The organism is Streptomyces sp. NTH33 (assembly GCF_003236365.1).
GTDB lineage: Bacteria > Actinomycetota > Actinomycetes > Streptomycetales > Streptomycetaceae > Streptomyces.
In genome coordinates this window covers 1-14,353 of record NZ_POTZ01000145.1, presented here as the reverse complement: position 1 = coordinate 14,353, position 14,353 = coordinate 1, and the positions used below count along the sequence as shown (strand labels likewise).

The 14,353-nt window shown below is 68.3% G+C and carries 14 protein-coding genes and 2 pseudogenes; 9 read left to right on the top strand and 7 right to left on the bottom strand.

Annotated elements, in window-relative coordinates:
* Nucleotides 1-439, bottom strand: a pseudogene (locus tag C1I97_RS16240) (chromosomal replication initiator protein DnaA); the annotation flags it as partial.
* A gap of 373 nt (nucleotides 440-812) precedes the next feature.
* On the opposite strand from C1I97_RS16240, the gene rpmH reads away from it, so the two are divergent.
* The 9 genes from rpmH to C1I97_RS16195 all read left to right on the top strand — a co-directional run bounded on the left by rpmH (nucleotide 813) and on the right by C1I97_RS16195 (nucleotide 7,595).
* Nucleotides 813-950, top strand: a complete 138-nt coding sequence (rpmH, locus tag C1I97_RS16235) for a 50S ribosomal protein L34 (protein ID WP_003956500.1) — start codon at nucleotides 813-815, stop codon at nucleotides 948-950.
* Nucleotides 951-971: 21 nt separating this feature from the next.
* Nucleotides 972-1,343, top strand: a complete 372-nt coding sequence (gene rnpA / locus C1I97_RS16230) for a ribonuclease P protein component (protein ID WP_111003936.1) — start codon at nucleotides 972-974, stop codon at nucleotides 1,341-1,343.
* Nucleotides 1,340-1,693 carry a membrane protein insertion efficiency factor YidD gene (gene yidD / locus C1I97_RS16225; RefSeq protein ID WP_111003935.1) on the top strand — a complete coding sequence of 118 codons (354 nt, stop codon included), beginning with the start codon at nucleotides 1,340-1,342 and terminating at the stop codon, nucleotides 1,691-1,693. The genes rnpA and yidD overlap by 4 nt, the downstream gene beginning before the upstream one ends.
* A 3-nt stretch (nucleotides 1,694-1,696) precedes the next feature.
* A complete protein-coding gene (gene yidC / locus C1I97_RS16220; RefSeq protein WP_111003934.1) occupies nucleotides 1,697-2,971 on the top strand; it encodes a membrane protein insertase YidC in 1,275 nt (424 codons plus the stop codon).
* Between the two features lie 15 nt (nucleotides 2,972-2,986).
* Nucleotides 2,987-3,499, top strand: coding sequence for a Jag family protein (locus C1I97_RS16215; protein WP_111003933.1), 513 nt, complete (start codon nucleotides 2,987-2,989; stop codon nucleotides 3,497-3,499).
* Nucleotides 3,500-3,614: 115 nt separating this feature from the next.
* Nucleotides 3,615-4,331 carry a 16S rRNA (guanine(527)-N(7))-methyltransferase RsmG gene (rsmG, locus tag C1I97_RS16210; RefSeq protein ID WP_111003932.1) on the top strand — a complete coding sequence of 239 codons (717 nt, stop codon included), beginning with the start codon at nucleotides 3,615-3,617 and terminating at the stop codon, nucleotides 4,329-4,331.
* Between the two features lie 252 nt (nucleotides 4,332-4,583).
* A complete protein-coding gene (locus C1I97_RS16205; protein ID WP_111003937.1) occupies nucleotides 4,584-5,657 on the top strand; it encodes a ParA family protein in 1,074 nt (357 codons plus the stop codon).
* Nucleotides 5,654-6,763, top strand: a complete 1,110-nt coding sequence (locus C1I97_RS16200; protein ID WP_111003931.1) for a ParB/RepB/Spo0J family partition protein — start codon at nucleotides 5,654-5,656, stop codon at nucleotides 6,761-6,763. The genes C1I97_RS16205 and C1I97_RS16200 overlap by 4 nt, the downstream gene beginning before the upstream one ends.
* Before the next feature lie 214 nt (nucleotides 6,764-6,977).
* Nucleotides 6,978-7,595, top strand: coding sequence for a GNAT family N-acetyltransferase (locus C1I97_RS16195; RefSeq protein WP_111003930.1), 618 nt, complete (start codon nucleotides 6,978-6,980; stop codon nucleotides 7,593-7,595).
* A gap of 94 nt (nucleotides 7,596-7,689) precedes the next feature.
* Here C1I97_RS16195 and trxA read toward each other — a convergent pair whose 3' ends face one another.
* The 6 genes and pseudogenes from trxA to murJ all read right to left on the bottom strand — a co-directional run.
* The gene (gene trxA, locus C1I97_RS16190; RefSeq protein ID WP_111003929.1) at nucleotides 7,690-8,022 is read right to left on the bottom strand and encodes a thioredoxin; all 333 of its coding nucleotides are present in this window, start codon (nucleotides 8,020-8,022) and stop codon (nucleotides 7,690-7,692) included.
* A 46-nt stretch (nucleotides 8,023-8,068) separates the two neighbouring features.
* Nucleotides 8,069-9,040, bottom strand: a complete 972-nt coding sequence (gene trxB, locus C1I97_RS16185) for a thioredoxin-disulfide reductase (protein WP_111003928.1) — start codon at nucleotides 9,038-9,040, stop codon at nucleotides 8,069-8,071.
* 196 nt (nucleotides 9,041-9,236) lie between these two features.
* Nucleotides 9,237-10,151, bottom strand: coding sequence for a hypothetical protein (locus tag C1I97_RS16180; protein WP_111003927.1), 915 nt, complete (start codon nucleotides 10,149-10,151; stop codon nucleotides 9,237-9,239).
* Complete coding sequence (gene sigM, locus C1I97_RS16175) at nucleotides 10,148-10,873, bottom strand: RNA polymerase sigma factor SigM (protein ID WP_111003926.1); 726 nt, start codon at nucleotides 10,871-10,873, stop codon at nucleotides 10,148-10,150. The genes C1I97_RS16180 and sigM overlap by 4 nt, the downstream gene beginning before the upstream one ends.
* Before the next feature lie 26 nt (nucleotides 10,874-10,899).
* Nucleotides 10,900-12,618 (bottom strand): protein kinase family protein, encoded by a 1,719-nt coding sequence (locus tag C1I97_RS16170; RefSeq protein ID WP_111003925.1) that lies wholly within the window; start codon nucleotides 12,616-12,618, stop codon nucleotides 10,900-10,902.
* Between the two features lie 118 nt (nucleotides 12,619-12,736).
* Nucleotides 12,737-14,338: pseudogene (murJ, locus tag C1I97_RS16165) on the bottom strand (murein biosynthesis integral membrane protein MurJ); the annotation flags it as partial.
* Nucleotides 14,339-14,353: the final 15 nt, after the last annotated feature.

The following is a 14,353-nucleotide window of genomic DNA, read 5'->3' as shown; positions in this document are numbered from 1 at the left end:
GGAGCGGCAGATGGTCGCCTCCGGCGCCCGGGCGCTGGTCGGCGCGGCCGGGGCGGTGGCTGTCGGGCCGGCGCCGGCCGTAGGGCTCGTATCCGCTCTGGCCGGTGGGCAGCTCCTGTTCCTCGTAGCGCGGTGCGGGGGGTGCGGGGGGCTGGTGCTCGCCGACGGAGCTGTCGACGGTGATGGCGATGCGGATGGGGCGGCCGCATTCGCGGCTCAGCGTCTCGCTGACGGCCGGGGCGAGGCGTCCCTCGAGGACGCCCTTGGCGAACTCGTTCGGCACGGCGAGCAGGGCGGTGTCGGCGACCAGCGCGAGCGGCTGGCAGCGCCGGATCCAGTGTTCGTCCTTGGCCTCGACGCCCTGTCCGCGGCCGTCGCCGAGGAGCTGTTCCAGGACTCGTGGCCACACTGCGGCAAGATCGGCAGGTACGTCAGCCACAGGGCACGCTCTCTCACGGGTCCCACGAACGTGTGGTTCGGGACGGGTCGGTATCTATTCGGGTGGGGCGGGGACAAGGGAACGAATCGGAGTCCAGCCACGGTAGTCAGCGCGGCGGGTACGGTTCAAGTTGTTGTCCCCAGGCTGTGGACAGTGTCTCTCCGTGTCCCGCGGTTTGACCGGATGGCGCAGCCGCGCGTACCGTAGCGAGGTCGAGTTGTCGATGGCTGCTGCCGCCTGCCTCCGATGGGCACAGATCGCGTCAAGGTGATCGGTAAGCGGTGCACTCGGGCGTCACTGCGAGCTACTCGTGGGCGCACGGTGACAGCCAGGACGGCACCCCGCCACTACTGATTCTTTCTGGAGCCCCCGAGTGAGCAAGCGCACCTTCCAGCCGAACAACCGTCGTCGCGCGAAGACCCACGGCTTCCGGCTGCGTATGCGCACCCGTGCCGGCCGCGCGATTCTCGCGTCCCGCCGTAGCAAGGGTCGCGCCCGTCTGTCCGCCTGATTCCGGTCAGGTCATGACGTCGTGCTGCCCACCGAGAACCGGCTGAGGCGGCGCGAGGACTTCGCGACCGCGGTACGACGAGGACGCCGGGCCGGACGCCCGCTTCTCGTCGTCCACCTACGTAGCGGTGCCACGGACCCGCACGCGCCTGGGGAGAGCGCTCCTCCGCCGCGTGCGGGTTTCGTCGTGAGCAAGGCCGTGGGTGGTGCCGTCGTACGCAACACGGTGAAGCGCAGACTTCGTCATCTGATGCGTGACAGGGTCGCCCTGCTGCCCCCCGGTAGCCTGGTAGTCGTACGAGCGCTGCCCGGCGCGGGCGACGCCGACCACGCACAGTTGGCCCAAGACCTGGATGCCGCCCTTCGACGACTGCTGGGAGGGGGCGCGCGATGAAGTACCCGCTGCTGGCTTTGATCAAGTTGTACCAGTGGACCATCAGCCCATTGCTCGGGCCGGTGTGCAAGTACTACCCGTCGTGTTCCCACTACGGCTACACGGCCATCGACCGGCACGGTGCGATCAAGGGGACGGCACTGACCGCCTGGCGGATCCTGCGGTGCAATCCGTGGTCGCTGGGCGGTGTGGACCATGTTCCGCCGCGCAAGCGACCGCGGTGGCACGAAATGCTGCGCAGCGCCTGGCGCGCACGCAAGGGCGGGCCCTCCGCCGCCGAAACGGCCACCGACAGGGACATCCTGCCGAGCCCGGCCGCAGAGACCTCGTCCCATGCCCAAGGAGCATGATTAGTGGACACGATTGCCAGCCTCTTCAGCTTCATCACGACACCCGTTTCCTGGGTCATCGTCCAGTTCCACACGGTGTACGGCACGATCTTCGGTCCTGACACCGGGTGGGCCTGGGGCCTGTCCATCGTGTCCCTGGTGATTCTGATCCGTATCTGCCTGATCCCGCTGTTCGTGAAGCAGATCAAGGCGACGCGGGCGATGCAGACGCTCCAGCCTGAGATGAAGAAGATCCAGGAGCGTTACAAGAACGACAAGCAGCGTCAGTCCGAAGAGATGATGAAGCTGTACAAGGAGTCGGGTACCAACCCGCTCTCCTCGTGCCTTCCCATCCTGGCGCAGTCCCCGTTCTTCTTCGCTCTCTACCACGTGCTCAACGGCATCGCTTCGGGCAAGACCATCGGTGTCATCAACGACCAGTTGCTGGCCAGTGCGCAGAAGGCGCACATCTTCGGCGCCCCGCTGGCCGCGAAGTTCATGGACAGCCAGTCCAGGGTCGAGGCGCTCAACGCCTCGTTGACCGATGTGCGGATCGTCACCGCGGTCATGATCGTCCTGATGTCGGCGTCGCAGTTCTACACGCAGCGTCAGCTGATGACGAAGAACGTCGACACGACGGTGAAGACGCCGTTCATGCAGCAGCAGAAGATGCTGATGTACGTCTTCCCGGTCATGTTCGCCGTCTTCGGCATCAACTTCCCGGTCGGTGTCCTCGTCTACTGGCTGACCACCAACGTGTGGACCATGGGTCAGCAGATGTACGTCATCCACAACAACCCGACCCCGGGTTCCAAGGCGCAGGCCGCGTACCTCGAGCGTCTCTTCAAGCACGTCACGCATCACGGCAAGACCCGCAACCGGCGTGAGAGGGCTATTGTCAAGGCGATCGTCGTCAAAGGCCGTGACCGCAACGAGTTCGAGCGCAAGTTCATCAACGGTCTGAACAAGGCGGGCCTGGCGGCTCAGGCAGACGGTGCCGTGGTGAAGAGCGAGAGCGTCGCGGTCGCGCAGTCCGAGGACGGTACGACCACCACCGTCGCCGCCCCGCGCCGCCAGCAGCCCAAGCGGCAGACCAAGGCGCAGCGTCAGTCGGGTGGTGCCAAGTCGGACGGTGACGCCACGGAGTCCCCGTCGCTGAGCAAGTCCGATCAGCCGCAGGAAGCCTCGTCCGGGGCGGCCGAGAAGGCCGCCTCGAAGCCGGGTAACGGTGCCCGCAGCCGGGCCCAGTCCGGTCAGCGCAAGGGTCCGCAGCGGCCCAAGTCCTCGTCCAAGAAGTAAGAAGGAGCCCATCCCGTGACGGAAGGCACCACCTCCGCCGCTGCCGAGGGCGCAGACGCCCTGACCCGCCTGGAGCAGGAGGGCGAGATCGCGGCGGACTACCTCGAGGGTCTGCTGGACATCGCCGACCTCGACGGTGACATCGACATGGATGTCGAGGCCGACCGCGCCTCTGTCTCGATCATCAGCGACACCGGCAGCCGTGATCTGCAGAAGCTGGTCGGTCGTGACGGCGAGGTGCTGGAGGCGCTGCAGGAACTCACGCGGCTGGCCGTGCACCGGGAGACCGGTGACCGCAGCCGTCTGATGCTGGACGTCGCCGGCTACCGCGCCAGGAAGCGTGCGGAGCTGTCCGAGCTGGGTGCCAAGGCCGCGGCCGAGGCCAAGAGCAGCGGTGAGCCCGTGAAGCTGAAGCCGATGACGCCGTTCGAGCGCAAGGTCGTGCACGACGCGGTCAAGACCGCGGGTCTGCGCAGCGAGTCCGAGGGCGAGGAGCCGCAGCGCTTCGTCGTCGTGCTTCCCGCCTGAGCGGTCCCACGTTCCACCGGCCCCGTCTGCCTGCAGGCGGGGCCGTACTTTGTCAGCCTGGTAGTTCTGGTGGTCGGCGCTGGTCGCGCTGATGTGGTACGGAAGGACGGTCCCCGTGACGGAGGCAGCGGAGCTCCCCCCTGCGCCCGAGCAGGCACGTGTCGTATTCGGTGATCGCTTCGCGGATGCGGTCCGGTACGCCGAGCTGCTGGCCGAGACAGGGGTGCAGCGAGGGCTCATCGGTCCGCGTGAGGTACCCCGTCTGTGGGAGCGGCACCTGCTGAACTGCGCGGTGCTCTCCGAGGTGGTGCCTGAGGGTGTGACGGTGTGCGATGTCGGTTCGGGCGCCGGCCTGCCGGGCATTCCGCTGGCGCTGGTCCGGGAGGACCTGAAGATCACGCTGCTGGAGCCGCTGCTGCGGCGGACCAATTTCCTCACCGAGGTCGTCGAGCTGCTGGGGCTCGATCACGTCACGGTCGTCCGTGGGCGGGCCGAGGAGGTGATGGGCAAGATTCCGCCGGTGCATGTGGTGACCGCCCGGGCGGTCGCCCCTCTGGACCGTCTGGCCACCTGGGGTATTCCGCTGCTGCGTCCTTACGGTGAGATGCTCGCCCTCAAGGGGGACACGGCCGAGGAGGAGCTGAAGAGCGCGGCCACCGCCCTGGCCAAGCTCGGCGCGGTGGAGACATCCATCCTGCATGTGGGTGAGGGGATCGTGGATCCCCAGTCCACCGTCGTGCGGGTCGAGGTCGGGGAGAGTCCGGGCGGTGTGCGCTTCGCGGCCAAGCGCGCGAAGGCGGCTCGGACGGGACGGACGCGGCGGCGCCGGTAGCCGGACGTACTCCACACAAGGCGTCAAACCCGTGCATGACGGAGTGTCGCGACAGTTCGGCCGCGGTCGCTGTGCATCGTGTTTCACGTGAAACGTCGCTCACTGTTGCACGGCATCATCAACCGTGGCCGCGCTGCGGCTCACCCTCGCGACCGCAAGCCGCTGGGTTCACTCGGACAGGGAACGGAGTTGTCCACAGAGGTGGATTTCTCCACAGATCGACAGGCCTCACTGGTTCACGACCCCGAAGGCATGGGAGGCTCTGTTCATTGCGAGCCTGAAGTCGAGGAGAGTGAATCCTTGCGGTCCGACGCCAACATCGCGGGACCGATGACCGATCCGGTCCCCGGTCCCCGTACCGAATCGACGGGGGAAGATGTTTCACATGAAACACCGCCCCCGATGGACGACACTCCCATCGGTCGTGCTGCCCAACTGGCGGTCGAGGCTCTGGGTCGCGCCGGCGCGGGTCTGCCCCGACCTGAACAGACCCGCGTCATTGTGGTCGCCAACCAGAAGGGCGGCGTGGGCAAGACGACGACGACCGTCAACCTTGCCGCTTCGCTGGCTCTGCATGGCGGCCGTGTCCTGGTGATCGACCTCGACCCGCAGGGCAATGCCTCCACCGCGCTGGGCATCGACCATCACGCGGAAGTCCCTTCCGTCTACGACGTGCTGGTGGAGAGCAGGCCACTGGCCGAGGTCGTCCAGCCCGTCCCCGATGTCGAGGGCCTCTTCTGTGCCCCTGCCACGATCGATCTCGCCGGCGCGGAGATCGAGCTGGTGTCCCTGGTGGCACGGGAGAGCCGGCTGCAGCGGGCGATCCAGGCCTACGAGCAGCCGCTGGACTACATCCTCATCGACTGCCCGCCCTCCCTCGGCCTGCTGACGGTCAACGCCATGGTCGCCGGCCAGGAGGTGCTCATCCCGATCCAGTGCGAGTACTACGCGCTGGAGGGCCTGGGGCAGCTGCTGCGCAATGTCGACCTGGTGCGGGGGCACCTCAACCCCGCCCTGCATGTGTCGACCATCCTGCTCACCATGTACGACGGCCGGACGCGCCTTGCCTCCCAGGTCGCCGAAGAGGTGCGCAACCACTTTGGCGAGGAGGTGCTGCGGACGAGCATCCCCCGCTCCGTCCGCATCTCCGAGGCGCCGAGCTATGGGCAGACGGTGCTGACTTACGATCCAGGATCGAGCGGTGCCCTCTCCTATCTTGAGGCGGCACGAGAAATCGCGTTGAGGGGTGTCGGTGTCAGCTATGACGCCACGCACGCCCACATCGGCACACAGAGCGATCCGAACACGGTGGAGGGGATTCAGTGAGCGAGCGACGGAGGGGGCTGGGTCGTGGTCTTGGCGCACTGATTCCTGCTGCCCCGACCGCGGAGAAACCGTCGGCCCCGGCGGCCGTGGGAGGCGCTGCCCCCACGTCGCCCGCGGCCGTCCCGGTGCTGACCGGTGACCGGGGGGTGGCGGCGGCGAAGGTGACCATGCTGCCCCCTGTTTCACGTGAAACAGAGGAGCCGCCGTCGAGCAGCGCGGCGGAGGCCCCTGCGGTCCCGATGGGTGCCCACTTCGCCGAGATCCCCCTCGACTCCATCACACCCAACCCTCGCCAGCCGCGTGAGGTCTTCGACGAGGACGCGTTGGCCGAACTCGTCACCTCCATCAAGGAGGTCGGGCTCCTCCAGCCCGTCGTCGTACGGCAGCTCGGCCCCGCGCGCTACGAGCTCATCATGGGCGAGCGGCGCTGGCGGGCCTGCCGTGAGGCGGGGCTCGAGGCGATCCCGGCGATCGTGCGGGCCACGGACGACGAGAAGCTCCTCCTGGACGCTCTGCTGGAGAACCTGCACCGGGCTCAGTTGAACCCGCTGGAAGAGGCAGCCGCCTACGACCAGTTGCTGAAGGACTTCAACTGCACGCACGACCAGCTGGCGGACCGCATCGGCCGCTCCCGCCCGCAGGTCTCCAACACCTTGCGGCTGCTGAAGCTCTCGCCGGCGGTGCAGCGTCGGGTGGCTGCCGGAGTGCTCTCGGCGGGGCACGCACGGGCGTTGCTCTCAGTGGAGGACTCCGAGGAGCAGGACCGGCTGGCTCACCGGATTGTCGCTGAGGGCCTGTCGGTACGGGCGGTCGAGGAGATCGTCACCCTGATGGGGTCGCGGCCGATGGCGGCGTCACGCTCCAAGGGCCCTCGTGCCGGGGCCCGGGTCTCTCCGGCCCTGTCGGATCTCGCCACTCGCCTGTCCGACCGTTTCGAGACCCGGGTGAAGGTCGACCTGGGGCAGAAGAAGGGCAAGATCACCGTCGAGTTCGCCTCCATGGAGGACTTGGAGCGCATCCTCGGCGCACTGGCTCCGGGCGAGGGACCGGTCCTGCAGAAGAGTCTTCTGGACGGCGAGGCAGAAGAGACGGAGCCGGACGCCTGAGATCCCGTTCGGGAAGGGCGTCGAGTCGACCGTTCGGCAGAAGCGGGCCATGTCCGGTGTGCACCGGAACAGGGCCCGCTCTTTGCTTTCAGTCGGTATCGACACCATCGCATCCTGGTTACGATGCGTTCGGATACGCGCGTTCATCTGCCCGTACCTGTGATGGGCATCCACTCATGACGCTTGAGGGTGAAGGAAGCGAGGAACAGCCTTCATGGGCCGTAGGCTCGTACCGCTCACACTGGACAACCTTCAGGACCTTCCCAAGCGCTGCCGTACCTGTGTCTTCTGGGAGCTGGATCCCGTCAGTGGCGAAGCCGCGGTGAAGGCGGGTACGCCCGCAGGGGAAAAGGAAGCGTGGATCTCCGCCGTTCTGCTGGACTGGGGCTCCTGCGGCCGGGTCGTCTACGTCGACGACGTGCCCGTGGGCTTCGTCCTCTACGCTCCCCCCGCCTACGTCCCCCGTTCCACGGCGTTCCCCACGAGTCCCGTCTCGCCGGACGCGGTGCAGCTGATGACCGGCTTCATCATGCCGGGTTACCAGGGGCAGGGGCTGGGCCGGGTGATGGTCCAGACGGTCGCGAAGGACCTGCTGCGGCGGGGCTTCAAGGCCATCGAGGCATTCGGTGACGCCCGCTGGAAGGAACCGGCCTGTATGCTCCCGGCCGACCATCTGCTGGCCGTGGGGTTCAAGACGGTCCGGCACCACCCCACCCACCCGCGGCTGCGACTGGAACTCCGGTCGACGCTGTCGTGGAAGGAAGACGTGGAGATGGCGCTCGACCGGCTTCTGGGAGCCGTGCAGAAGGAACCGGCGCTGCGGCCGCTGTAGGCGGGCCGACTTACACGAATGGGCCAACCCTACGGGGTTGGCCCATTCGTGTTTCACGTGAAACATGTGCCGTCGTTGCGACGACCTGCCAATGTCACTCGGCGATGAACTCCTCGAGGTCGCGGACGATCGCGGCCTTCGGCTTGGCTCCCACGATGGTCTTGGCGACCTCGCCGTTCTGGTAGACGTTCAGGGTCGGGATGGACATGACGCCGTACTTGGCGGCCGTGTTCGGGTTCTCGTCGATGTTGAGCTTGACGACCTCGATCTTGTCGCCGTACTCGGTGGCGATCGCCTCGAGGGACGGAGCGATCTGGCGGCAGGGGCCGCACCAGGCAGCCCAGAAGTCCACCAGGACGGGCTTGCTGCTCTTGAGGACGTCCTGCTCGAAGGTGCTGTCGGTCACGTTCTTCAGGGTGCCGGCCACGGCGGGCTCCTTAACTGGTCGTGCGTGGAGTGGAGTGGTTGGGGGCTCAGGCAGTGGACTTCTCGGGCTCGGCCTTCTGCTCGTTGTCCGCGACGGCCGCAAGGAAGCGCTCTGCGTCCAGGGCCGCGGAGCAGCCGGTGCCGGCCGCGGTGACCGCCTGGCGGTAGGTGTGGTCGACCACGTCCCCGGCGCCGAAGACACCGGTGACGTTGGTGCGGGTGGACGGCGAGTCGACCTTCAGGTAGCCCTCCTCGTCCAGGTCCAGCTGGCCCTTGAAGAGCTCGGTGCGCGGATCGTGGCCGACCGCGATGAACAGGCCCGTCACCGGCAGGTCCGAGAGCTCGCCGGTCTTGACGTTGCGCAGCTTCAGGCCGGAGAGCTTCTGGTCGCCCTGGATCTCGGCGACCTCGCTGTCCCAGACGAACGTGATCTTCGGGTCGGCGAAGGCGCGCTCCTGCATCGCCTTGGAGGCGCGAAGCGTGTCCCGGCGGTGGACGACGGTGACGGACTTGGCGAAGCGGGAGAGGAAGGTGGCCTCCTCCATGGCGGTGTCGCCGCCACCGATCACGGCGATGTCCTGGTCCTTGAAGAAGAAGCCGTCACAGGTGGCGCACCAGGAGACACCCCGGCCGGTGAACGCGTCCTCGTTCGGCAGGCCGAGCTTGCGGTGCTGCGAGCCGGTGGCGACGATGACGGCCTTCGCCCGGTGCACCGTACCCGCCGTGTCCGTGACGGTCTTGATCTCACCGGTCAGGTCGACGGAGACGACGTCGTCCGGGATGAGCTCGGCCCCGAAGCGCTCGGCCTGCGCACGCATGTTGTCCATGAGCTCGGGGCCCATGATGCCGTCGCGGAAGCCCGGGAAGTTCTCCACGTCGGTGGTGTTCATCAGCGCGCCACCCGCGGTGACGGCGCCCTCGAAGACCAGCGGCTTCAGCGACGCGCGCGCGGTGTAGAGCGCCGCCGTGTAGCCGGCGGGCCCGGAGCCGATGATGATCACGTTACGGACGTCGCTCACGGCTTGATTCCTCGTCTCTGGACTGTGTTGTACGGCCGGTGGGAGCCCTGTCTCACAGCTCTCACCCCATCCAACGGATCCTACGGGGCGCACATTCCCGGTGTGCCTGGGCACACGGAGGCGCGTCAGCGTACGGGATACCACGGGGCGCGAGAACCAAGCGTGCGCGCTCAGGAAACGCGCGTAGGAGTGCTGGCTAACGCGCGTAGGAGTGCTGCAGCAGGACCTTGGGCGAGACCGAGGGGTGGTGGACACAGCTCGCGTCCACCAGGTAGGCCATGACGCGGGTGCTGTCGCCGGAGGGGTCGGGCAGTACGACGAGATAGGCGTCCTTGCCGTCGTAGGTGCCCGCCTGGGCGGCGAGCGGGACGCCGGAGTCGTTGATGCCCTGCCGGACGCACGAGGGCACTGTGACGGTGGGTGTTTTCAGAACCTTCGGCTTGCCGGTGTCCGGGGCGGAGCCCACGCCGAAGCTGCGCGGGGCGCGGGTGTCTCCCGGCGCCTTCTGTGTCTTCTGAAGGAGATCCGCGACCTGGGTCCTGAGCGTGCCCTCGGCGAAAGTGTCCGCGGACGCGCTCGGCCGGCCGTGTGCCGTGGTGTCGGAACCCTTGTCGTCGTGCAGGGCCGTCACCACGACGGAAGCGACGCCCAGGACGGCCACGACGAAGGCGGAGCCCAGGACGGCGATCCTGCGGCGTCCGCGCCGGGTGCGGGCCTTGCGGCCCGGTCCGGTGCTGGAAGCGCGAGCGTGGCCGGAGGGGCGGCTCGCCGCCGATGTTTCACGTGAAACATGCGCGTTCCCGGCGGCGGAGTCGGACTCGGTCGGCTCTGGGGCCTCGGTGGCCTCTGTAGCCTCAACCGTCTCGGCGGCTTCGGCGGCGAGGGCCGCGTCGATGCGGTCCACGACATCGCCGGGCATGCCCGGCGGCTCCGGCAGGGTGCCGAGCAGGCCGCGGATCTCCTCCAGCGACGCGTGGACATCGGCGCACAGCTCGCACTCGTCCAGATGCCGTCGAAGGTCCGTGGCCCGGGACGGACCGAGAAGGCCCTCGGTGAGGTCGGAGATCTCCGCGGCGTCCGGGTGCCCGGCCGCGTCCGTCGTGGTTGTCACGCTCGTCCACCTCCGCCCTTCACAGCAGCTGAATCGCTTGGTCCCGTGCTCTGTGCGCCCGCGCCCTCGGGACTCGCTGCCGGTGGGACGGATGCCCCCTGCGCCCGGTTCCGTCCCGCGTCCGGTTCTTTCTTCCCACCGGTGCTTTCCGGTCGCAGATGGGTGAGCAGCGGCAGGAGTCTTGCCCTGCCCCGGGAACAGCGGCTCTTCACCGTCCCGGTCGGCACATCGAGAATGCGGGCGGCCTCGGCGACCGGGTAGCCCTGCATGTCCACGAGGACCAGCGCGGCCCGCTGGTCGGGCGGCAGGGTGCCCAGCGCCTCGACGAGCTGCCGCTGCACGTCGTTTCTCTCGGCGGGCGCCGAGGCCGACTCGTGCGGCTCCAGCAACTGCTCCAGGCGCTCGGTGTCGTCCACCGGTGAGGTCTTCCGCGAGGCCGTCTTGCGGGCCCGGTCCAGACAGGCGTTCACCGTGATCCGGTGCAGCCAGGTCGTGACGGCCGACTGTCCCCGAAAGGTGTGGGCGGCCCGGTAGACCGAGACGAACGCGTCCTGAACGGCGTCGGCGGCCTCCTCACGGTCGCCCAACGTGCGCAGGGCGACCGCCCAGAGCCGGTCACGATGACGCCGTACGAGCTCACCGAAGGCGTCGGGGTCGCCCCCCACGTGGCGGGCCAGGAGGTCCTGATCGCTTGCGTCGCCGTATGCGGTGCCGTCCGCCATCGGCCCCCTCCCCCCTCGGTGAGACGTCAGCCCATGAACTTCACATCGGTGATGGCCTGTTTGTAGCCGGCACCGCTGTAGCCGTCGCCGGGCGCCATGGGCATGTCTGTGATCCACAGCAGCACGTACTGCGCCTTCGACGACTCCGTCGCCTTCACCGTGAGAGAGGTCCCAGTGGTGGTCGCGGTTCCGATCTTCTTCATCCCGTCGATCCCGGTCGAGGGGCTCAGGGAGTCCGTGGCGTAGAGGTGGACCGTGGTGTGGTCGCCGGCGTAGCGGAGCCCTATCGACGCTGCGGAGATCTCCTTGACCGAGCCCAGGTCGTAGACGATGCCCACACCCGGCTTGTAGGGAGCGAGCCTCGGGCCGTCGGTGTAGCTCTTGGTCCGCCAGTACGTGGAGCTGTCGCCGTCGTAGGTCTTGTCGACGTCTCCCGCAGCCTGGGCACCACCGACGACGACGTACTCCTGTGCCCCCTGGACCTGGATCGGCTTGACCGGCTTCGGCTGCTTGTCGTTCTTGTCGTTGCCGTCCTGCGTCTGGGTCTGGGTGTCCTCGGGCTTGCCGCCTCCGCTTATCAGGGCGTCCGCGAGTTGCCAGCTGCCCAGGCCCAGGGCGGCGATGAGCAGCGCCGAGACGGCCCACTTCAGGGCCTTGCCGGTGCGGCTCTGCAGCGGGGGCGGCGGGACGAGGACCGGCTGGGTGACGCCGGGGTGCGGCGCCGGGCGGCCGTACGTGCCCTGCTGGTACGAGGTGTGCTGGTACTCCGGCGGTGCGGTGAACGTCGGCTCCGGGGGACGGATGCGCGGCATCTCGCCGATCGCCTTGACCAGTTCCTCCGGCGTGGTGCATGCCGCCTCGTGCCGGGATGCGGTGGCGCCGTCGTTGGCGAGGGCGCGCATGGCGAGTTCGGACAGGCCGCGGTGGACGCCCGCGCGCACCTGGTCCGGGGTGATGAGGCCGATGTCCTTGGGCAGGCCGGACAGGCCGTAGGCGTCGTTCTCGTACGGCCAGCGCTGGGTGAGCGACGCGTACAGCAGGGCGCCGATCGCCTCGGTGTCGGTGCGCTGCGGGGTGTCGGAACTGACGCCGCGCAGCGCGGCGTTCACGGCCAGGCCGCGGATGCGCCACTGGCCGGTGGAGGTGCGCAGCACGGCGTTGGGGTTGAGCCGCAGGTGCGCGAGGCCCTCGCGGTGCGCGGCGGCCATCGCGGAGGCGATCTGGCTGACCAACTGGTAGGCGTCGTGCGGCTCCAGAGGCCCGGAGGACAGCAGGGTGGTCAGCTCCGTGGCGTCGGGCAGCCATTCGTGGACGACGTAGACCAGGTCGTTCTCCTCGACGGCGTCGAGGACCTGCACGAAGCGGGGGTCGCCGAGCAGCGCGGAGGAGCGGGCCGCGGCCAGCACGGACCGGGCGCGGGCGTGGTCCGCGGGCAGGATGTGCACCCCGACGGCGCGACGGAGTTTCTCGTCCACCGCTCGCCAACTGCTGAATCCGTCCAGACGGGTGACGCACTCCTCGAGGCGGTAGCGCCTGGCCAGCTTGTGACCGCTGTGCAGTTCGGGAGACGAGGTCTCCTTCCCGGGACTCCCGGTCCCGGCGTTCCCCTGTGCCTCCTCGTTGTCCGTGTCCCGCTTCCGGTCCTGGGCCACCCCGTCGGACGTGGACTGGTCCGCCTTGGCGGTCAGCGGCTTCTCACCGCTGTTGTCTGCCACGTCGACGGCAGCCGTACTCCGTTCCGCCACCGTCGCTCCTGCCTCCCCATCCATCGCACGCTGTCCGACGCCGAAACCAATTGTGCCCACAGTCTGCCGCTATGCACGACACACAGCTGCGGACGATGGTTGTGCGCCTACCCCCGCCTCAACGCCCCAGGCGCCCGCGGACCATGCCCACGAGCGAATTGACTTCCTCGATGCGCATGCGGCGGGCGGCGACGAAGAAGATGCCGAGCAGCAGGCCCCCACCGGCCAGCAGTGCGGCGAACGACCCCACGACCCCCTGGCCGAGCGTGTGGCCGATGCCGTAGCAGGCCGCGCCGCTGACCAGTGCCGCCGGCACCGAGGCGATGCACAGCCGGGCGTACGTCCGCACCACTCGAGAGCCGTCCAGGTCGCCGCCCAGCTGCTTGCGCAGCCGCCGCCAGGCGACACCGACACCGATCGCATACGCGAGACCGTAGGCGGCGGCCATGCCCGCGACGGCCCAGCGGGCCGGCAGCAGGAAGTAACACAGGACCGAGGCAGCGGCGTTGACCGCGGCCACGATGACCGTGTTGTAGAAGGGCGTTCGGGTGTCCTCGTAGGCGTAGAAGGCACGCAGGACGACGTACTGCACGGAGTAGGGGATCAGGCCGAGGCCGAAGGCCATCAGCATGTAGCCCATGTTGGTGGCGGCCCCGGTGCCCGAGGAGCCGAACATCAGCGTGCACATCGGGATGCCGATCGAGAGGAATCCGAAGGCGACGGGCACGATGGCGACGGCGGTGGTCCGCAGGCCCTGAGAGATGTCGTCGCGGACGGCGCCGCTGTCGTTCTCGGCGGCCGAACGGGAGATCCGCGGCAGCAGGGCGGCCATCAGGGAAACGGTGATGATGGCCTGCGGCAGGCCCCAGATCAGCTGGGCGTTGGCGTACGCGGCGAAGCCGGTGCCGCTGACGTCGGACTGCTTGCCCGCAGCGGTGGACAGCTGGGAGACGACGAGTGCACCCGCCTGGTTGGCCAGGACGAACAGGATGGTCCACTTGGCGAGAGCCGCGGCCTTGCCGAGGCCGTGTCCTCGCCAGTCGAAACGCAGCCGCAGCCGGAACCCGGTCTCGCGCAGGTACGGGATCATCGCCAGGGCCTGTACGACCAGCCCGAGCAGTACGCCGATGCCGAGCAGTCGCTGGCCCTCCGGCGGGATGTTCGTGACCTTCATACCGGAGTGGGCGGCGGTGCCGTAGACCCAGATGAACGTGCCGAGTGTCACGATGATGACGATGTTGTTCAGGACCGGGGTCCACATCATCGCGCCGAACTTTCCGCGGGCGTTGAGGATCTGGCCCATCACCACGTGCACGCCCATGAAGAAGATCGAGGGCAGGAAGTAGCGGACGAAGGTGATGCCGACTTCGTTGGATGCCGGATCGCTGGCGACCGAGTCGGACAGCATGCGAATCAGGAGGGGGGCGGCGAGCATCGCAAGGCCGGTGAGCGCGCCCAGTGCCACCATGACGAGGGTCAGCAGCCGGTTGGCGTATGCCTCGCCCCCGTCGTCGTCCTCCTTCATGGCGCGCACGAGTTGGGGCACGAAGACGGAGTTGAGCCCGCCGCCGACGGTCAGGATGTAGATCATCGTCGGCAGCTGGTAGGCCACCTGGAAGGTGTCGCCGAGCACACCGATGCCGAGTGCCGAGACGATCATCGCCGAGCGGATGAACCCGGTGAGCCGGGAGACCATGGTGCCCGCCGCCATGACGGCTGACTCTTATACACATCT

Bases quoted from the DNA above. Each gene is read 5' to 3' on its own strand.
- C1I97_RS16195 (WP_111003930.1), top strand. From the start codon at position 6,978: ATGGGCCGTAGGCTCGTACCGCTCACACTGGACAACCTTCAGGACCTT.
- sigM (WP_111003926.1), bottom strand. From the start codon at position 10,873: ATGGCGGACGGCACCGCATACGGCGACGCAAGCGATCAGGACCTCCTG.
- C1I97_RS16205 (WP_111003937.1), top strand. From the start codon at position 4,584: ATGGGAGGCTCTGTTCATTGCGAGCCTGAAGTCGAGGAGAGTGAATCC.
- yidD (WP_111003935.1), top strand. From the start codon at position 1,340: ATGAAGTACCCGCTGCTGGCTTTGATCAAGTTGTACCAGTGGACCATC.